Source organism: Polymorphospora sp. A560, from assembly GCF_045781765.1.
In the GTDB taxonomy this organism is placed as follows: Bacteria; Actinomycetota; Actinomycetes; order Mycobacteriales; family Micromonosporaceae; genus Polymorphospora; species Polymorphospora lycopeni.
The window spans coordinates 5,095,466-5,113,553 of sequence record NZ_CP122282.1; the positions used below are offsets into that span (position 1 = coordinate 5,095,466).

At 73.8% G+C, this 18,088-nt stretch carries 16 protein-coding genes; 6 read left to right on the top strand and 10 right to left on the bottom strand.

The features are described from left to right. The first annotated feature begins 6 nt into the window (after positions 1–6). Genes QCD66_RS22570 through QCD66_RS22585 form a run of 4 tightly spaced genes read left to right on the top strand, consistent with a single transcriptional unit; the run spans position 7 to position 4,803 of the window. Entirely contained in the window at positions 7–1,119 is a 1,113-nt protein-coding gene (locus QCD66_RS22570) for an AAA family ATPase (RefSeq protein WP_357539815.1), read from the top strand. Further along, positions 1,116–3,926, top strand: coding sequence for a DUF5682 family protein (locus QCD66_RS22575; protein ID WP_375733134.1), 2,811 nt, complete (start codon positions 1,116–1,118; stop codon positions 3,924–3,926). The genes QCD66_RS22570 and QCD66_RS22575 overlap by 4 nt, the downstream gene beginning before the upstream one ends. 59 nt (positions 3,927–3,985) lie before the next feature. Continuing rightward, positions 3,986–4,195: a hypothetical protein gene (locus tag QCD66_RS22580; protein WP_375733133.1), complete on the top strand. Its 210-nt coding sequence runs from the start codon at positions 3,986–3,988 to the stop codon at positions 4,193–4,195. Between the two features lie 11 nt (positions 4,196–4,206). Then, a complete protein-coding gene (locus tag QCD66_RS22585; protein WP_375733132.1) occupies positions 4,207–4,803 on the top strand; it encodes a hypothetical protein in 597 nt (198 codons plus the stop codon). Positions 4,804–4,811: 8 nt separating this feature from the next. Here QCD66_RS22585 and QCD66_RS22590 read toward each other — a convergent pair whose 3' ends face one another. The 8 genes from QCD66_RS22590 to QCD66_RS22625 all read right to left on the bottom strand — a co-directional run bounded on the left by QCD66_RS22590 (position 4,812) and on the right by QCD66_RS22625 (position 13,670). After that, positions 4,812–5,363, bottom strand: coding sequence for a GNAT family N-acetyltransferase (locus tag QCD66_RS22590; protein WP_375733131.1), 552 nt, complete (start codon positions 5,361–5,363; stop codon positions 4,812–4,814). Between the two features lie 65 nt (positions 5,364–5,428). Then, positions 5,429–6,193, bottom strand: a complete 765-nt coding sequence (locus QCD66_RS22595) for an SDR family oxidoreductase (RefSeq protein WP_364212261.1) — start codon at positions 6,191–6,193, stop codon at positions 5,429–5,431. Positions 6,194–6,211: 18 nt separating this feature from the next. After that, positions 6,212–7,054, bottom strand: coding sequence for a fumarylacetoacetate hydrolase family protein (locus QCD66_RS22600; RefSeq protein ID WP_375733130.1), 843 nt, complete (start codon positions 7,052–7,054; stop codon positions 6,212–6,214). Between the two features lie 25 nt (positions 7,055–7,079). Then, a complete protein-coding gene (locus QCD66_RS22605; RefSeq protein WP_375733129.1) occupies positions 7,080–8,057 on the bottom strand; it encodes an aldo/keto reductase in 978 nt (325 codons plus the stop codon). 208 nt (positions 8,058–8,265) lie between these two features. Then, on the bottom strand, positions 8,266–9,669 hold the full coding sequence (locus tag QCD66_RS22610) for an endo-1,4-beta-xylanase (protein WP_375733128.1): 1,404 nt from the start codon (positions 9,667–9,669) through the stop codon (positions 8,266–8,268). A gap of 511 nt (positions 9,670–10,180) precedes the next feature. Next, a complete protein-coding gene (locus QCD66_RS22615; RefSeq protein WP_375733127.1) occupies positions 10,181–11,638 on the bottom strand; it encodes a PepSY-associated TM helix domain-containing protein in 1,458 nt (485 codons plus the stop codon). Positions 11,639–11,799: 161 nt separating this feature from the next. Beyond that, a complete protein-coding gene (locus tag QCD66_RS22620) occupies positions 11,800–12,930 on the bottom strand; it encodes a Gfo/Idh/MocA family protein (RefSeq protein WP_375733126.1) in 1,131 nt (376 codons plus the stop codon). After that, positions 12,927–13,670 carry a sugar phosphate isomerase/epimerase gene (locus QCD66_RS22625; protein WP_357539833.1) on the bottom strand — a complete coding sequence of 248 codons (744 nt, stop codon included), beginning with the start codon at positions 13,668–13,670 and terminating at the stop codon, positions 12,927–12,929. The genes QCD66_RS22620 and QCD66_RS22625 overlap by 4 nt, the downstream gene beginning before the upstream one ends. A gap of 271 nt (positions 13,671–13,941) precedes the next feature. Here QCD66_RS22625 and QCD66_RS22630 point away from each other — a divergent pair, with 271 nt between their 5' ends. Further along, positions 13,942–15,492: a serine hydrolase domain-containing protein gene (locus tag QCD66_RS22630; protein ID WP_375733125.1), complete on the top strand. Its 1,551-nt coding sequence runs from the start codon at positions 13,942–13,944 to the stop codon at positions 15,490–15,492. 11 nt (positions 15,493–15,503) lie between these two features. Here the strand turns inward: QCD66_RS22630 and QCD66_RS22635 are convergent, their stop codons facing one another. Together QCD66_RS22635 and QCD66_RS22640 are read right to left on the bottom strand one after the other, a co-directional pair. Next, entirely contained in the window at positions 15,504–16,157 is a 654-nt protein-coding gene (locus QCD66_RS22635) for a ThuA domain-containing protein (protein ID WP_364212282.1), read from the bottom strand. A 9-nt stretch (positions 16,158–16,166) separates the two neighbouring features. Beyond that, a complete protein-coding gene (locus QCD66_RS22640; RefSeq protein ID WP_375733124.1) occupies positions 16,167–17,099 on the bottom strand; it encodes a DMT family transporter in 933 nt (310 codons plus the stop codon). Positions 17,100–17,166: 67 nt separating this feature from the next. On the opposite strand from QCD66_RS22640, the gene QCD66_RS22645 reads away from it, so the two are divergent. Continuing rightward, positions 17,167–18,030 (top strand): LysR family transcriptional regulator, encoded by an 864-nt coding sequence (locus QCD66_RS22645; RefSeq protein WP_375733123.1) that lies wholly within the window; start codon positions 17,167–17,169, stop codon positions 18,028–18,030. The last annotated feature ends 58 nt before the right edge of the window (positions 18,031–18,088 follow it).

Here is an 18,088-nt window from a genome sequence, read left to right on the forward strand (position 1 = left end):
CCGCAAATGACCGAGATGCTGCGCGCCCCCGCCGAGGTCAAGTACGCCGACGAACTGGACTGGCTGGAGTCGGTCGACACCGACCCCAAGCCGTTCTCGTGGCGGCTGAGCCCGCGGATGGTCCGGCTGTTCGTCCTGGGCTCCGAACGCGCCGACGGCCTCGACCGGGAGATCCCGCAGAAGTGGTTCGGCGACCGCAGCTTCGTCGAGCGGAGCATCGTGACCCTGGCGTCCGACCGCGGCCTGCTGCTGATCGGCGATCCCGGCACCGGCAAGAGCTGGCTCGCCGAACTGCTCGCCGCCGCGATCTGCCGCAACTCGACCCTGGTCGTGCAGGGCACCGCCGGGACGACCGAGGACCACATCAAGTACTCATGGAACGTGTCGATGGTCATCGCCAAGGGACAGTCCCGGCAGTCGATGATCCCGTCGCCGATCATGACGGCGATGGAGCAGGGCGTCGTCGGCCGGTTCGAGGAGCTGACCCGGTCCACCAGCGACGTGCAGGACGCCCTCATCTCGATCCTGTCGGAGAAATACGTCTCGATCCCCGAACTCGACCACGACAACATCGTCTTCGCCAAGCCGGGCTTCTCGATCATCGCGACCGCGAACAGCCGCGACCGGGGCGTCAACGACCTCTCCTCGGCGCTCAAGCGGCGGTTCAACTTCGTCCGCGTCCCGGTGGTGACCAACAAGCGCAGCGAGGCGGAGATCGTCCGGTTCCGTACCGAGGAACTGCTGCGCCGGCACCGCATCGAGTTGGAGGTGCCGCCGACCCTGCTCGACATCCTGTTGCAGAGCTTCGCCGACCTGCGCGCCGCCGCGGCGTCGGCGACCAGCGACGACGAGAAGCTGGAGTCGGCGCTGTCGACCGCCGAGCAGATCGGGGTGCTGGAGGACGCCATCCTGCACAGCCAGTTCTTCGGCGACCGCACCCTGCGGGCGGCGACCCTGGCCGGGTCGCTGATGGGGTCGCTGGCCCGACGCAGCCCGGAAGACCTCGCCATCCTCAACAAATACCTGCACGGGGTCGTGGAGCCGCGCGCCAAGCAGGACGGTGACACCTGGGGCGACTTCCTCGACGGCGGCCGCCAGGCGATCGCCGCCCTGTCGTGACCGCGCCCGCCACGACCGGCCCGTTCGGTGCGCTGCGTGAGCAGCTCACCGACGCGGCCGCCACCTTCGCCGGCTCACCGGACGCGCTGAACGGCATCCTCGCCGGCATCGTCGACGACGTCGACCGGGCGCTGGGCGAGCCGCTGGAGATCTTCCCGGTCTGCCACCACTCCCCGGCCTCCGCGCTGGCGATGGTCCGCCGGCTGCGGGAGAAACGGCCCCGGGTGATCTACCTGGAACTCTGCGAAGACCTCCAGCCGCTGCTCGGGGAACTGCGCAACTGCCGGCTGCCGGTGGCGTTGCAGGCGTTCGCGTCCGAACTCGACGGCTTCCCGGCCGAGTGGGGTCCGCTCAGCGTGGTCGCGCCGGTCACCGAGGCGTCGGCGGAATACCAGGCGATCGCGTACGCGCTGGAGACCCCCGGGGTCGAACTGGTGCTGGTGGACCGCTCCACCGACCACGTCTTCCAGTGGCTGCCCCGGCCACCGGGATCGGCGCCGACCGACGCGCCGGCCGGGGCGGCCACGGAGGCGGAGGAGGACGCCGCCCTGCACGGCGACGCGGTCGGGGTGGAGATCGGCGACCTGCGCCCCGGCTTCGCCGACCTGGAGACCTACCTGCTGCACCACGGCAAGGTGCGGCACTGGTCGGAGTGGTGGGACCAGTACGTCGAACAGCCGCTCGTCGACGCCGACCACGACACCTACCGACAGGTGATGGTGCTGATCGGCAGCCTGTTCCGGCGGCTGCGGCCGGCCCGGTCCGACCGGCTGGACCGCGACGAGGACCGGGAGCGCTACATGTGGACCCGGATGCGGCAGCACCTGGCCGCGTCCGGTGCCGACCCGGCCGACTGCCTCTACGTCTGCGGCGCCTTCCACGCCGCCAGCCGGGTCGAGCAGTTCGGGCTCGCCGCCGACGCCCCGGCCTACGAGATCACCCCACGGACCGGCACCCGCTGGCGGTACGGGCTCATCCCGTCCAGCCACTCCGCGATCGAGACGCAGTTCGGGCTGGCCTCCGGGTCGGTGTCGGTCGCCTCGGCGACCTGGACCAAGGCGGTCGGCCGGTCCCGGCTCGTCCCGTTCCGCCTCGACGGGCAGCGCGGCGGCCGGCGGACGACCGCCCGGGGTGGCTCCGCCGCCGCACCGGCGCCGGCCGGGCCGGTCACCGACCGGCTCAGCGGCTTCCTGGCCGAGCCGCCGCCGCTCGGTGGCCTCGACGAGGCGGAACTGCGCGGCTGGTGCGTCGACATCGTCCGGCTGGCCCGCCGCAACGGCTATCTGGCCAGCACCGCCGACGCGATCGCGGTCTTCGAGACGTCGATCCTGCTCGCCAACCTGCGCGGCCGGCCCCGGCCGACCCCGTACGACTTCGCCGACGCCGCCGTCACCTGCATCGAGAAGGACGTCGTGCCGGGCCGGCGGGACGTCCGCCGGCTGTGCGAGATCCTGCTCGGCGGCGACCGGATCGGGCAGGTCGGCTACGACGCCCTGCCACCACTGGCCCGCGACGTCGTCGACCGGCTCCGACCGCTCGGCATCGACCCGGAGAAACGTACGGTCCAGCGGGTCCTGCTGGACCTGCGGGCCGATCCCCGGCTGGCCCCCTGTTCGGACCTGCTCTGGATGCTGCGGCACCTGCTGCCGCCCGACGCGGCCCGTCCGATCATGGGCGAGCGCCGGCTCGGGCACCGGTCGATCCAGGAGAGCTGGGACGTGGCACTCGGCCGCAACCAGCGGGCGCTGATCGAGCTGGGCTACGAGGGGGTGACCGTCGAGCAGGTGCTGGAGCAGCGGCTGCGCCGGGCCGTACGCGGTCCGGACGCGACCGCGGCGGTCGCGCTCGAGGCCGTCGAGAACGCCGTACGGCTGCTCGACAGCCCCCGCCTGGTCGACGACCTGGGGGCGCGGGCGGTCGACCTGCTCGCCGCCGAACGCACCGTCGACGACGCCCCCGACGTGCTGCGCCGCATCCGCCGGCTGCTGGGCCACTACCGCACCACCGGGTCGGCGCTGCCGGGCTGGTGCGAGTCGTTCGTGACCGTCGGCTACGCGCACTACTGCACGCTGCTGCCGACCGCGTTCGTCGACGAGCAGACCGGGGTCCGTCAGGTCGGCGCGATGCTGGGCTTCCTGTTCGGCATGGAGAGCCTGGCGCTGTCGCTGGGCTGCGACCGGTCACAGCTCGAACTCGCCGTCGCGCAGTCGCATCCCGAGACGCCGGCCAAGGTCGCCCTGCTGTGGGCGGCCCGGCACCAACTGGGCCTGCTGCCGCTGGCCGAGCTGCGCGAGCGGTGTGCCGGCCTGCTCGGCAACCCGCTGGTGGTGCCGGCCTTCCCGCAGTATCTCGCCGGGTTCGTGCAGGCGCTGGAGCCGGTTCCAGGGCTCACGCCGTTCGTGGTCGAGGTGCTGTCGTCGGCGTTCGCCCGGCTGCCCGACCCGGTGCTGCTGCCCTGGCTGCCGACGCTCATCACCACCCTGCGCGAGCAGGGCCCGGAGCTGGTGCCGCTGCTGGTACGGGAGGCGGGACGGACGTTCCCCGGCAGCCTGCCGGCGCTGGACGCCTGGCTGCCGCCGTGGCTGGCGCCGGCACCGGTCCTGGCCGGTGCCGGGGCGGCCGTCGCGGCGGGGCCGGTCACCGACCTGCTCGCCGGGCACCCCGAGACCGTCGACGCGGTCGCGGCGCTGCTCGGCTGCACCGGCGGGTGGCGGGACGCGGGACCGACCACCTCGGCCGGGCTGGCGACGCTGCTCGCCGCCCACCCGGAGACGGCCGTCGCGGTGGCCGACCTGCTCACTAGTTGATCCATTGTGGCCGAACGGGCGGGTCCGGGCACGTCGCCGGACCCGTACCGTCGCGCGGTATGACCGCCGACGAGGTACGCCCGGCCCGCCCCACGCAGGTGGCCGCCGCGTTCTGGCTCCTGCTCGCCACCGCGGTCCTGCTGCTCGGCATCGTCGGGATGACCGTCGCGCACGCCGTGTGGTTCGACGGGGAGATCTCCCGGGTCGCCGCGCTGGTGCCCGACGCCGATCCCGACGAGGTGAGTGGGGAGCGGTTCGGCAACGTCTGAGTGCGGTGGTCATGGGCCTGCCGACGCTGGTCCTGGCGGTCTGGCTGGCCGCGACCGCGGTGCCGGTGCTGCGGGGCAGCAACGTCGGACGGATCCTCGTCTTCGTCGCCGGTGGTGCGCAGTTGGCGGTCTGCGGGCTTCAGGGGTGTTCCGGTCTGCTGTTCCTGCCGCTGCTGGTCGCGATCGACGACGTCGGCTACGTCGAGGAGGGCGCCGTCGACGGTCCGGACGGGCTGTGGGAGGAGTCGGAGTTCCTCGCGACCCTGTATGCCGAACCGATCCCGTTCGGCGACCTCTCCTTCCTGGCCACCGGGGTCGGCACCGTGCTGGTGCTCACCCTCACGGGTGCGGTGGTGCTGCTGCTGGCACTGCCTCCCGCGCACCGCTACTTCGTGCCGCGCCCGGCGCGGCAACCGGCACCGCCGCCGGTACCGGCCTGGCCGGTCCACCCCGGCGGCTACGCGGTGCCGATGCCGTACCTGGTCTGCCCCGATCCCTCGGCCCACTTCCCGCCGACCACGGACAAACCGGCGTCCGCTCCCCCGCCCGGCGGTACGAACGCGCCGTCATCCACTTCGGACCCCGGAGGGTCCGCCACCGGTTCGTAGGCGACGTCTCACGTCGCCGCGTGTTCCCGCGACGGGAGAAGGGCGGCCGATTCCAGCCGGAGACAGATGTAGTTGGCGTCGTCCGGCCCGGGTCGGAACCCACCGTCGGGCCGCCAGCCGTTTCGGGCGTAGAACGCCCGCGCCCGCGTGTTCCGCTCCCAGACCTCGAGCAGACCTGCCGGCAGTGCGGCGTCTTCCAGACATCGCACGAAGCTGGCGTGCAGAATGCCGCCGACGCCCCTTCCCCAGCTGTCGGGGCGCACATGGATCTGGTAGAGCTGGCCCGCCGTGCCGGCGTCGACCTCGGGCGACAGCGGAGGCCCCATCGCGGCGATTCCGACAAAGTCGCCGTCGGCAACGGCACACACCGCCCTTTGGTCAGGCCCCCGTATGGCCGACGTCCATCCGGTCCGCCGATCCCGCTCCGTCTCGGGACTCGGGGCGGCCTCGAGGGCGAGTCCGCCGGCCCGGTAATAGGCCGTACGCGCTTTCGCGTGCACGTCGAGAATGCGATCCAGGTCGGCAAGTGTCGCCTCCCGTACCGAGATTGGTCCGTCCATGCCCGCACTCTCCTGTCGTACGTCGACCGCTGCCACGACCACGCGCCGCTCCGCGCGGCCGGGGTTCAGTCGGGGCGCGACGGAGGGGCCAGCCGCAGGCCGTACAGGCCGCAGTCGACCGCGAGCGAGGTGCCGGTCACCGCGCCGCTGTCCGGCGACGCCAGGTAGACGACGGCGGCGGCCACCTCCGGCGCGGTGACCAGCCGGCCGGTGGGCTGGCGGGCGGCGAGCCGGATCTTCTCGGCGACCGGGTCGTCGGCGTCGGCGAGCAGCCGGGCGACCCACGGGGTGTCGACGGTGCCGGGGGCGACGCAGTTGACCCGGATCCCCTCGCCGACCAGGTCGGCGGCGAGGGCGAGGGTCATGGCGTGGACGGCGCCCTTGGACGCCGAGTAGAGCACCCGTCGGGGCAGGCCGGCGCCGGCCGCGATCGACGACATGTTGACGATCGCCGCGGCCCGGGACCGGCGCAGGTGGGGCAGGGTGACGGCGGTGGTCCGGGCGATGCCGGTGACGTTGACGTCGAGCACCCGGGCCCACTGCGCGTCGTCGTTGTCCTCGACGGTGCCGACGGCGGAGATGCCGGCGTTGTTGACCAGGATGTCGATCCCGCCGTACGCGTCGGCGACCGACGCGACCGCGGCGGCGAGGGAGGCACGGTCGGCGACGTCGGCGCGTACGGGGTGGACGCGGGGGTCGGTGGGGGCGCCGGCGGGATCGAGGTCGAGCACGCCGACCCGGGCGCCGGCGGCCAGCAGCGCCTCGACGCAGGCCCGGCCGATTCCGGAGCCGCCACCGGTGACCACCGCGACCAGACCGTCACACCGCACCGGAACCTCCGGTGCCGTTCATCGGGCGCCATCCAGCGGAGAACGCTGCCGGCCGAGGCCGTCGATGGCGATCTCCATGACGTCGCCGGGCTTCAGGTACGGGAACCGGCCGGACAGCGCGACGCCCTCCGGCGTGCCGGTGTTGATCAGGTCGCCGGGGTCGAGGACGGTGAACTGGGACAGGTGCCAGATCAGGTACGCCACGTCGAAGATCATGTCTTTGGTCGTGGAGTCCTGCCGGGGTTCGCCGTTGACCCACGAGCGCAGCCACAGTGCCTGCGGGTCGGCGATCTCGTCGGGGGTGACCAGCCACGGTCCGAGCGGCTGGAAGGTCTCGCACGACTTGCCCTTCGACCACTGCCCGCCGGAGCGGGCGAGCTGGAAGTCGCGCTCCGACACGTCGTTGGACAGCACGAACCCGGCGACGTGGGCGAGCGCGTCGGCGGGCGAGTCGAGGTAGCGGGCCCGCCGGCCGATGACGACGCCCAGCTCGACCTCCCAGTCGGTCCTGGTCGAACCGGGCGGGACGAGCACCGTGTCGTACGGCCCGACCACGGTGTTCGGCGCCTTGTAGAAGACGATCGGTTCGGTGGGCGGCTCGGCGCCGGACTCGGCGGCGTGGGCCGCGTAGTTCTGGCCGACGCACAGGACGACGCCGGGGCGGGTGATCGGTGGGCCGATCCGTTGCCCGGTGACGTCGATCTCGGGCAGGCCGGTCGCCCCGGCGACCCGGCGGGGTCCGTCGGTGGCGAAGTACTCCGGGTCGATGTCGGCGGTCAGCGCCGACAGGTCGTAGTGCCGGTCACCGGCGTACAGCACGGGTTTCTCCGCGCCCGCCGGGCCGACCCGCATGAGCTTCACTGACCAACCTCCAGGGGGTTCCGGTTCACGGGGTGGGTACGTCGGCGGGCAGCAGGCCGGTCCGCTTCAGGTCGGCCCAGAACGCGCCGGGGATCTCCCACCCGAACATGGCGACGGCGTCGGCGACCTCGTCGGGGCTGCGGGCGCCGACGACGACGCTGGTCACCGCCGGGTGGCCGAGCGGGAACCGGATCGCCGCCGCCCGCAGCGGCACCCGGTGCCGCCGGCAGACGTCGCGCAGCGCGAGCGCCCGGTCGACCAGGTCCGGCGGGGCCGGCGCGTAGTCGTAGGGGGCGCCGGGCCGGGGGTCGGCGAGCAGGCCGGAGTTGTAGACGCCGGCGGCGAGGACCGCGACGCCCCGCTCGTGGCACAGCGGCAGCAGTTCGGCCAGCCCGGACTGGTCGAGCAGGGTGTAGCGGCCGGCGAGCAGGACGCAGTCGAGGTCGGTGGCCCGGACGAGGTCGGCCAGCATCGGGGCCTGGTTCATGCCGGCGCCGACCGCGCCGACGGCGCCGCGTTCGCGCAGCTCGGCCAGGGCCGGATAGGCACCGGCGACGGCTTCGGTGAAGTGCTGGTCGGGGTCGTGGATGTGGGCGATGTCGATCCGGTCCAGGCCGAGCCGGTCCAGGCTCTCGGCGTACGACCGCATCGTCCCGGCGTACGAGAAGTCGAAGACCGGGTCGAGGCCGGTCGGTTCGGCCCAGAACGGCTGTTCGGCGGTCCCGCCGGGCACGAGCCGGCGGCCGACCTTGGTCGAGATGGCGAACTCGGCGCGGGGCCGGCCGGACAGGGCCGCCCCGGCGCGGCGTTCGGAGCGGCCGGCGCCGTAGAGCGGCGCGGTGTCGAACAGGCGCAGGCCGTGCTCCCACGCCGTGTCGACGGTGGCCCGGGCGACGTCGTCGCCGACGGGGGTGAAGAGCCCGCCGATCGGGGCGAGCCCGAGTCCGAGCCGGGTCACCCGTACGTCGGTGTGCCCCAGCCTGACCCGGTCGGTCGCCCTCATCGGCCGCCCCGGTGCGGGGCCTCGTGTCGCACGGTGTTCGCTCCTGGTCGCCGGCTCGGGCAAGGGGATTCCCCACGGGAAACAGCTCGCTAGTGTCTACTTCGAACCGACGGCCCGGGTCAAGGGGCGACGTCGGCCGGACGGCCGCCGGGCACGGCGCGGGCCGGCGGGGAGCGGCTGGCCGCTCCACGCCGGCCCGGCCGGCCGGTCAGCCGGCGGTGCAGGTCGGGGTCATCCCCGTCCCGCTGCCGGTGCCCTGGAAGCCGAACTCGGTCGACTGTCCGGCGGCGACGCGGCCGTTGTAGGCCACGTTGGCGAACCGGACGGTGCCGCTGTTGCCGCTCGCCTGGGCGTTCCAGGTGTTGGTCACCGCCGCCCCGGCGGGCAGCGTGAGGGTCACCGTCCACGAGTTCGTGCCCGACGAGCCGGCCGTGACCCGTACGGTGGCCACGAAGCCGCCGGTCCAGGAGTTGAGCGAGACCGACGCGGTGCAGCCGGCGCCGCCCGGCGGGGGCGTGGTCGGCGGCGGGGTGGTGGTCGGCGGGGTCGTCGGCGGCGGGGTGCCGCCGTTGAGCGCGGCCAGCGTGGCGTCGTACGCGGGCTTCTTGTTGCCGTTGCCGTCGAAGAGCAGCGGGGTGCCGCTGGCCCGCCACGAGTCGGTGTCGCGGATGCCCCACACGGTGATGCCGGTGCAGCGGGCGACCGCCAGGCAGTCGTTTACCACGTTGCGGTAGGTGTTGGCCTGGGCGGTGCCGGAGCCCTCGATGTCGAGTTCGGTGATCTGTACGTCGACGCCGAGGGCGCCGAAGCTGGACAGCGTGGTCCGGTAGTTGCCCGGGTAGGGCGAGTTGGGGTTGAAATGCGACTGCAGGCCGACGCAGTCGATCGGCACGCCGCGGGTCTTGAAGTCGCGGACCAGGTTGTAGACCGCCTGGGTCTTGGCATGGGTCCAGTCGTCGGTGTTGTAGTCGTTGTAGCAGAGCTTGGCGCCCGGGTCGGCGGCGCGGGCGGCACGGAACGCGGCCTCGATCCAGTCGTTGCCGGTGCGCTGGAGGTTGGAGTCGCGGCGGGCGCCGCTGCCGCCGTCGGCGAACGCCTCGTTGACCACGTCCCAGGAGTGGATCTGTCCCCGGTAGTGGGTGGCGACCTGGGTGACGTGGTTGAGCATCGCCGCGCGCAGCGCGCTGCCCGACATGTTCTGCATCCAGCCGGGCTGCTGGGAGTGCCAGGCCAGGGTGTGGCCACGGACCTGCATGCCCCGGCCGCGGGCGTGGTTGACGATCCGGTCGGCGTTGGCGAAGGTGAACACCCCCTGTTGCGGCTCGGTCGCGTCGATCTTCATCTCGTTCTCGGGGGTGACCGAGTTGAACTCGCGGTTGAGGATCGTCACGTACGTGTTGTCGTTGAGCTTGTTGGCGGCCACGGCGGCGCCGAAGTAGCGGCCGCGTTCCGCGGCGGAGGCGCCCAGCGTCGTGGCGGCGTTGGCGGAGGTCGTGACGACCAGTGCCAGGCCGGCGGCGAGGGCGCCGACCGCGGCGACCGTGGTCACGACGCGCAGTCCGCGCCTGGTAGCCGGGCGGCGCGTGCCACCCCGGTCGGAGTTGCTGTGCATGAGATGTCACCTCTCTGGCAACGATGTGGACGGAACGTCGATCCCTCCTGCCGTGGGACGGGACCGCAGGAGGGCTGTGCCGGACGGGAAGCCACCGCATGGTGGGTCGCCGGCCGGGTGCCGGGCAGGCACCGGCCGGGTGTCACTCGCCGCGCGCGAACGGTTCGATCCGGACGGCCCGGGGTCACGGAATCGACGTGACTCAATCCAGATCGCCGAAAGACTAACCGAGAAATTCCGGTAGTTCAATGCACGGATGAACTGGATCAGTTTCGCCCGCGGAGCACAGGTCGCCAGGCAGGGCCGATGGTCTTCGAAGCACAGTCGACTGAAAACTTCCGGAAGTTTCGGAACGGGTTTTGGCAGCACGACACGAATTTCCGGAGCCCCGTCAGGAAACGTCACGGCGGCGTCCGGGGTGGCCCCGGCGATCGTCCGCCGGAAAACGACGTGCGGGCCCGCTGAGCGGGCCCGCACGTCCATCGCTGCGGGGCCTCCCGGCCCCGGTGACCTACGCCGACACGGCGGCACCCGCCCGGCGGCGCTGCCACGCGGCGACGACCAGGTCGACGACGATGAAGGCGAGCAGCGGGATGCCGAACAGCGGCAGCACCCAGCCGAGCAGGAACACCGCCGGCAGGCCGATCACGATCGCCCAGGTGGGAAGCTGCCACCAGGCGCCCCGGGCGACCGGTGGGGCACCGACGACCGCCCGGCGGTCGGCCCGGGTGGGCCGGCGCTGCCACCACATCCGGTAGCCCCAGAAGATCACGCAGAGCAGGCCGACGGCGAGCGCGGCGAGCAGGATCTGGTTGACCGGGCCGAACAGGAGGCCCATGTGCGCGCTGATGCCCAGGCTGCTCAGCTTCGCGAGCAGCGGCCAGTCGGCGAAGTCGCTGCGGTCCACCACGGTGCCGGCGGCGGGGTCGACGGCGACCCGGTCCAGGCGTACCGGCCACACGTTGTCGACCTGCTCCACCGTCCACGCCGACGACACGTCGGCGGGCGGGACCACCTCGACCGGGCCGGTCAGCCCGTCCGCGCGGGCGATCCGCAACACGTCGTCGATCGCGGCCGGGTCGACCGGCGGGGCGGCCGTCGGACCGCCGCCGCCGTGGTGTCCGCCGCCGGCGGCCGGCCCGTCCGCACCGCTCAGGGCGGTGGACAGCACCGGCGTACGGGCGTCGAGCGCGTCCAGCCCGGCGCCGAAGTTGGCGCCCGCGTAACGGGACCAGGTCAGTCCGGTCGCGGACAGGAACAGCAGCCCGACCACCAGCCACACACCGGTGCTGGCATGCCAGCCCCGGGTCCGGCGTACGCCCTTGCGGGCGGCCAGGTCGGGCAGCAGCAGCCGGCGTATCCGGCCCCGGGACCCGCGCTGGCGGCGCCACCACAGCGCCAGCCCGCCCAGCGCCACCACCCACAGCCAGCTCGCCGCCAGCTCCGAGTAGTGCCGCCCGACCGTCCCCAGGTGCAGGTTGCGGTGCAGGTCGTCGATCCAGGTACGCACCGGCGTGTATCCGAACCAGGTGGTGAGCTGGCCCTTCACCTGCGCGGTGTACGGGTCGACGTAGACGCTGTGCTGGTCCTCCCCCAGCTCCGGCGAGGTGAACACGACCTGCGTCGTCGTCCCGCCGGCACCTGGCGCCACATAGGACAGTGTCCCCTCGGGGTGGGCGGCCCGGGCGGCGGCGACCTGCTCCGACACCGGCAGCGCGGTCCGGCCCGCCGGGTCGGCCCGCAGTTCGGTGCCGTAGACGATCGGATCCAGTTGCGGGGTGACGGTGTAGGCCAGTCCGGTCACCGCCGCCAGGACCAGGAACGGGGCGACCAGCACCCCGGCGTAGAAGTGCAGCCGCAGCAGCAGCGGGCCCAGCCCGTACGCCCGGCGCCCGGCGCCGGAACCGGCCGGCGCGGCCGGCGGCGGGGCTTCGGCCGGCCCGGCCGACCTGGCAGAGGTCAGGGACATGTGTGCTCCGATCAGGCTCACGGCCGGCACGGAGACACCGGCGCCCGCTCAGTAGTCGCGGCGCGCCCCCAGGTAGTTCCGACCATTCTCGCGGATCGATGACCGGTCGCCCCACCCGTGGCCGCCGGGCCACGGCGGGTTGGCGGGCAGCGGCGGCACCGCTACGTGGGGCCGGCGGAGGTGGCGGCGGTCGTCGCCACCGTCGGGTCCCAGCCGGACGGCAGCGGAGCGGCCGGGGTGAAGCTGCTCTTCACGGTGACGAACCCGCCGGTGTCGGCGGCCTCGGCGATCGCCATCATCAGGTCGAGCACGTGCAGCGCCTGCTCTCCGGAGGCCCGGTGCGGGCGGTCGAGCCGGATGGCCCGGGCCATCTCCACCACGCCGATGCCCCGGCCGGACCGGTGGCCGGAGATCGGTACCGGCACCCAGTCGTCGTCCGTCGCCCGGCGCAGTCGGGGTTGCCCGTCGTAGCCGTTCGGGTCGGGCAGCGCCAGGGTGGCGGTGGTGCCGGTGATCTCCAGGAAGCCGGCGCGGGAGAGCGGCGAGTCGAAGCTGAACACCAGCGTCGCCACCTGGCCGGCGACGAACTCGACGAGCGCGGTGACGTGGGTGGGCACCTCGACCGGGAAACTGGTCCCGGCCCGCGGGCCGGCGCCGATGGTCCGGTGCGGGAACGCCCGCCGGCCGGCGGCCGCGACCCGGCCGGCCGGCCCGAACGCCGATGCGAGCGCGGTCAGGTAGTACGGGCCGAGGTCGAACAGCGGGCCGGCACCCCGCTGGTAGAGGAACTCCGGTGACTCGTGCCACGACTCCGGTCCGGGGCTCTGCAACAGCAGCAGCGCGGTCTGCGGGATGCCGATGGCCCCCTCGGCGAGCATGGCCAGCGCCGCCTGCGTGCCGGCGGTGAGGAACGTGTCGGGTGCGCCGCCGACCCGTACCCCGGCGTCGGCCGCCGCGGCGAGCAGCCGGCCGCCGGACTCGCGGTCCATGGACAGCGGCTTCTCGTTGTAGACGTGCCGGCCGGCGGCGATCGCCGCGCCGGCGACGGCGTCGTGCGCGGCCGGGATGGTGAGGTTGACGACGAGTTCGACGTCGGGGTGGTGCAGCGCGGTCGGCACGTCGGTGGCGTGCGGCACCCCGTACCGGGCGGCGACGGCGCCGGCCCGGTCGAGGTCGAGGTCGGCGCACGCGACGACCCGCAGGTCCGGGGACGTGATCAGGGTGGGCAGGTACTGGTGGCTGACGGTGCCGCAGCCGACGACGGCGACACCCACGGGTCCGTGTCCGGTCATCGCGGTGCTCCCTGCTCCAGGGCGGTCAGGTATCGGTGGCTCTCCTCGATCGCCTCGAGGACGTCGGTGGCGCAACGGTCGAGTTCGACGATCCGCCGGGCCGCCGGTGCGGCGGCGAGCGCGGCGACGACCGGGACGACCCCGGCGCCGACGGCGGTCATCGGTCCGGCCTCGGTCGCCGGGCCGTCCTTGACGTGCAGATAGCGGACCCGGTCGCCGAGCCGACCCAGGAGTTCCGGTACGTCGGCGCCGCCGGTCGCGGCCCAGTAGATGTCGACCTCGAGCAGCACCTCGGGGGCGAGCAGGTCGGCGAGGACCTCCAGGGCCGGCCGGCCGTCGATCCGGGAGGCCAGTTCCCAGTGGTGGTTGTGGTATCCGAGCCGCAGTCCGTGGTCGGCGGCGCGGACGGCGGCGGCGTTGAGGTCGCGGGCGGTCGCCTCGATCCCGGCGCGGTCGGCGAACCGCCGCGGCGGCGCCATGGGCTGGATGACGGTGTCGGTGCCGAGCACGACCGCGCCGGCGAGGACCGCGTCGCGGTCCGGTCCGAGTACGTCGCCGTGGGTGGCGCAGACGGCCAGCCCGAGCGGGTCGAGCGCGGCCCGTAGCCCGTGCGGGTCGACATGGGTGTCGAACGGCTCCACGGCCCGGTATCCGGCGTCGGCGAGCCGGCGCAGGGTGCCCGGCCGGTCGGCGGCGAGCGGTTCCCGCACGCTGTAGAGCTGGACGGCGAGGGAGGTCATGGTTTCCCTTCGGGAGGCCGGCCGGCCGACCGGCGGGCCGGTCCGGGTGGTCGTCTTCACCGGGGCGGTGCGGGTGGATGCGACGCCCGCCACCCACCGTCATCGACAGACAACGATATCCGGAGAGGTCGGCCGTGTCGTGCCACGGCTCGGGCCGCAGACCCTGACCACACACCACCCGCCGCTTAGGGGTGAGCGCCCGCGGATCTCCGGGTGGATCTCCGGAGCCTTCCCGATCCGTCCGGACGCCACGCTCCGTAGCGTCCCCGCCGTGGGTGAGGGACGAGAGGGTGGAACCACGATGCGGGTACGCGGCACCACGGAACGAACAGGGCGGCCCGGGCACTGGCGATGGTTGCTGACTCTGGCGTTGATGGTGCCGGTGGTGGCGCTCGTCACCCCGGCCGCGAGCGCGTGGGAACGGGCCGAGGTCGAGAGTGTCCTCGACGGCTACGTACGCGACGTCCGGCCGCCCGGCGCGGCGCTGGTGGTCCTGGCCGGCGGGACGCCGCGGACGCTGGTGCGCGGCGAGGACGGCGCCGGGCGGCCGGTCGACGCCGACACGCTGTTCCGGATCGGCTCGATGAGCAAGGCGTTCACCGCCCTGGCGGTGCTCCAGCAGGTCGACGCGGGCCGGTTCGGGCTGACCGACCCCGTCGTCGACGTGCTGCCGGACTTCCGCATGGGCGACCCCGGGCACCGGTCGATCACGGTCCGCGACCTGCTGACCCACCGCTCGGGGATCTCCGCCGTGGCGAGGGAGTACGCCGCCCGGCCGGCCGGGTCACCGGCCGAGGTCGTCGAATCCGTCGCCGGACATTCGCTGGCCGCCGAACCCGGGACCCGTACGGAGTACAGCAACACCGGCTACGGGATCCTGGCGCGGATCGTCGAGGTCTCGTCCGGGACGGAGTTCAACGCCTACCTCGGTCAGCGGGTGTTCGCGCCGCTGGGCATGACCTCGACGACGTCGACCAACCTCTGCGACGCGCGCCCCGACGGGCTGACCAACGGCTTCTCCGCCGTGCTGGCCCTCCGGCTCGCGGTGCCCGAGATGCCGGGTACCTGCGCCGGCAGCGGCGGGATCGTCTCCACCGCCACGGACATGGGCCGGTGGCTCGCGTTCCAGCTCGGTGACGGCACCTCCGCCGCGACGGGTGAACGCCTGCTGCGGGAGCCGACGCTGCGATCGATGCACGACGTTCCCGACCGGGCCGGCGAGTACGGCTTCGGCTGGCGCGACACGTCGGCGGAGTCCGACACCGAACCCTTCGTCGGGCACGGCGGCACCCTCGCGACGTACGCCTCCAGTATCGAGTTCTCGCCGCGGACCGGCACGGGCGCGGTGGCGCTGACCAACGCGGCGGGGGAACCGACGCTGCTGACCCACAACGCGATCGCCGCCCTGGACGGCGGGCCACGACAGGCGATCACCAATCCCTACGACGGGGTCAACATCTTCCTGGCGGCGCTGAGCGGTGTCGTGCTGATCCTCGGGTGCGTCGGGCTGCTGCGGGCCCGCCGCTGGGCCGGGCGGCGCACGGACACGACCGGCCGTGGGATCGTCCTGCGCCTGGCACCGCTGGTCCTGTCCGGGCTGCTCGGGACACTGCTGCCGGTGCTGGTCGGGGCGCTGATGGGACTGGTCGACATCGTGTCGTACCGGCTCGTGCTCTGGCTCTTCCCGATGGTCTACGTGCTCGGGACCGCGATCGTGCTGTCCTGTGTGGCCGTTGTCGTGGCGCGGTTGACCCGCCTGCGTGCGGCGCGGCGGGCCGGTGCGGCGGTCGCCGGCCCGCACCCGGTGACACAGACGGTCTGACGGGGGCGACGTCAGCCGCCGGTGGCGTACCGGATCCCGCCGAGCAGGTGGGCCAGCACCGCCGGCTCCTCGTACGACCCGACGGTGTGCCCGAGCCCGGTGTAGAACGACCGGCCGCCGAGATTCTCGTGGCACCAGGCGATCGGGTGGTCGGCGCCCATCCGGCCGCCCTCGTACGACGTCTCGTCGACCCGCAGCAGCACCCGCACCGACGGGCGCGGGTTGGTGCGGAAGTCGTACCACTCGTCGGTGCGTTCCCAGATCGGCGGCAGGTGCGCGGTCGCCGGGTGGTCGTGGTCCTCGACGACGATCCGGCCGGGCTGCACCACCGGGTGCCGGTCGAACCAGGCACCCACCAGGGCGCCGTAGAACGGCCAGTCGTATTCGGTGGTGGCCGCGCCGTGGATGCCGACGTAGCCACCGCCGCCGCGGACGTAGCCTTCCAGCGCCGCCCGGGCGGCCGGGTCGTCGGAGATCGTCCCGCTGGTGCTCAGGAACGCCACCGCGGCGTGGCCGGCGAGCCCCGCCGGGGTCAGGACGGCCGGGTCCTCGGTCGCGACGACCTCGAACCCGTGCCGGCGGCCGAGTGTCGTCAGGGCCGCCACCCCGGCCGGGATCGAGTCGTGCCGGAACCCGCCCGTGCGGCTGTAAACCAGGATCCGCATCGGACGAGCCTAGAGCGTCGGGCCGTCCGGCGTAGCGCCGTCAGATCCGGCGCCGTCAGATCCGGCGCCGTCCGACGCGGGCCCGCCGGCCCGGGCCGCGACGGCGAACGCGTTGACGGCGACGACGATCGCGATGCCGGCCCACTCGTGCGGGTCGAGCACCTGGTGGAGCAGGACCAGGCCGGCGAGCGCGGCCAGCACCGGATGGACGCTCATCACCACGCCGAAGAGGCGCGCGGGCACCCGGCGCAACACGATCAGGTCGGCGGCGTACGGCACGACCGAGCTGAGCAGGCCGGCGACCGCCGCGAACAGGACCCCGCCGCCGTGCAGCCGGCCCTGGACGAGCAGGACGACGGCGACCGGCAGGCAGGCGAGCGCGGACACGGCGGTGGCGGCGGCGGGCGCCTGCAGACCGGGCAGCCGGCTCCCGAGCAGGCGGTTGAGCAGGATGTACGCCGCCCAGCAGGCGCCCGCGAGCAGGCCGAGGCCGACGCCGGGAAGGTCACTGGCGGGTCCGGGCAGCACCAGGAGGTACACCCCGACGGCGGCGCCGGCCACGCAGGCCAGGTCGAGCCGGGTACGCGAGCCGGCCAGGGCGACCGCGAGCGGGCCGAGGAACTCCAGGGTGACGGCCAGGCCGAGCCCGATCCGGTCGACCGCGCTGTAGAGGCTCAGGTTCATCGTGGCGAAGACGACTCCGAGCAGCAGCGTCGGCCACCACTGTGGCCAGGTGAAGCGGCGCAGGTCCGGCCGGACGGCCGGCAGCAGGACGGCGGCCGCGACGAGCTGCCGGACGGCGACGACCCCGGCCGGCCCGACGGTGGCGAACGCCTGCGCGCCGACGGCGGCACCGACCTGGCTGCTGGTCGCGCTGGCGAGCATCGTCGCCAGCCCGCCGAGCGACGGGGTCCGGCCGGTGCCGGTGATCTCGGAGGTCATGCCCCGACTGTCCGCGCGGTCGGCGGGGACCGGAAATGCGTCCGCGTCACAGCTATACGCTGGGCGTATGGATGTCGAGCTGCGGCACCTGCGGGCACTCGTCGCGGTCGTCGACGCGGGCACGTTCACCGGGGCCGCCACGGCGCTGGGCGTGTCGCAGGCCGCGGTCTCGCGTGGCGTCGCCGCCCTGGAGGTGGCGCTCGGCGCCCGGCTGCTCCAGCGCACCACCCGCCACGTCGCGCTGACCGCGACCGGGGCGCAGGTCCTGGCCCGGGCCCGCAGCGTGCTCGACGAGGTGGCCGCCCTGCACCGGATCGTCGAACAGTCCCGCACCGAACTGCGGATCGGCTACGCGTGGGCGGCCCTGGGCCGGCACACCCGGCGGCTGCAGAAGGCGTGGGCGGCGGCGCACCCCCGGCTGCCGCTGGTGTTCGTGCAGTCGCCCACCGCCAGCGCCGGGCTCGCCGAGGGCGCCGCGGACGTGGCGGTGGTCCGCCGGCCCCTGCACGACCCGCGCTTCGACACCGCGCAGGTGGGCGTCGAGGCCCGCTACGCCGCCGTGGCCACCGACAACCGGCTGGCCCGGCGCCGGGCCGTACGGATCGCGGACCTGGCCCGGTACCCGGTGGCGATCGACGACCGCACCGGGACGACCACGCCGGACATGTGGCCGGCCGACGCCGCCCCGACCACCATCCGCATCACGCACAGCGTGGACGAGTGGCTCACCCTGATCGCCGCCGGGCAGGCCGTCGGGATCACCTCCGAGGCCACCGCGAACCAGAATCCCCGGCCGGGGGTGGCGTACCGGCCGCTGCGCGACGCGCCGCCGCTGCCGGTCTGGCTCGCGTGGTGGCGCGACGACCCGCCCGCGTACCTCGGCGACCTGCTCGACCTCGTCCGCGGGACGTACCGGCCGCCGGTTGGTTGACCCGTCTGTCACACCCGCGGCCCCGCCGTCGACAACCGTTGCGGAGGGCATCCCGCCC

Bases quoted from the DNA above. Each gene is read 5' to 3' on its own strand.
- QCD66_RS22625 (WP_357539833.1), bottom strand. From the start codon at position 13,670: ATGACCTCCCTCGCCGTCCAGCTCTACAGCGTGCGGGAACCGCTCGCC.
- QCD66_RS22585 (WP_375733132.1), top strand. From the start codon at position 4,207: ATGGGCCTGCCGACGCTGGTCCTGGCGGTCTGGCTGGCCGCGACCGCG.
- QCD66_RS22580 (WP_375733133.1), top strand. From the start codon at position 3,986: ATGACCGCCGACGAGGTACGCCCGGCCCGCCCCACGCAGGTGGCCGCC.
- QCD66_RS22635 (WP_364212282.1), bottom strand. From the start codon at position 16,157: ATGCGGATCCTGGTTTACAGCCGCACGGGCGGGTTCCGGCACGACTCG.
- QCD66_RS22570 (WP_357539815.1), top strand. From the start codon at position 7: ATGACCGAGATGCTGCGCGCCCCCGCCGAGGTCAAGTACGCCGACGAA.
- QCD66_RS22645 (WP_375733123.1), top strand. From the start codon at position 17,167: ATGGATGTCGAGCTGCGGCACCTGCGGGCACTCGTCGCGGTCGTCGAC.
- QCD66_RS22620 (WP_375733126.1), bottom strand. From the start codon at position 12,930: ATGACCGGACACGGACCCGTGGGTGTCGCCGTCGTCGGCTGCGGCACC.
- QCD66_RS22640 (WP_375733124.1), bottom strand. From the start codon at position 17,099: ATGACCTCCGAGATCACCGGCACCGGCCGGACCCCGTCGCTCGGCGGG.
- QCD66_RS22605 (WP_375733129.1), bottom strand. From the start codon at position 8,057: ATGAGGGCGACCGACCGGGTCAGGCTGGGGCACACCGACGTACGGGTG.
- QCD66_RS22615 (WP_375733127.1), bottom strand. From the start codon at position 11,638: ATGTCCCTGACCTCTGCCAGGTCGGCCGGGCCGGCCGAAGCCCCGCCG.
- QCD66_RS22590 (WP_375733131.1), bottom strand. From the start codon at position 5,363: ATGGACGGACCAATCTCGGTACGGGAGGCGACACTTGCCGACCTGGAT.
- QCD66_RS22610 (WP_375733128.1), bottom strand. From the start codon at position 9,669: ATGCACAGCAACTCCGACCGGGGTGGCACGCGCCGCCCGGCTACCAGG.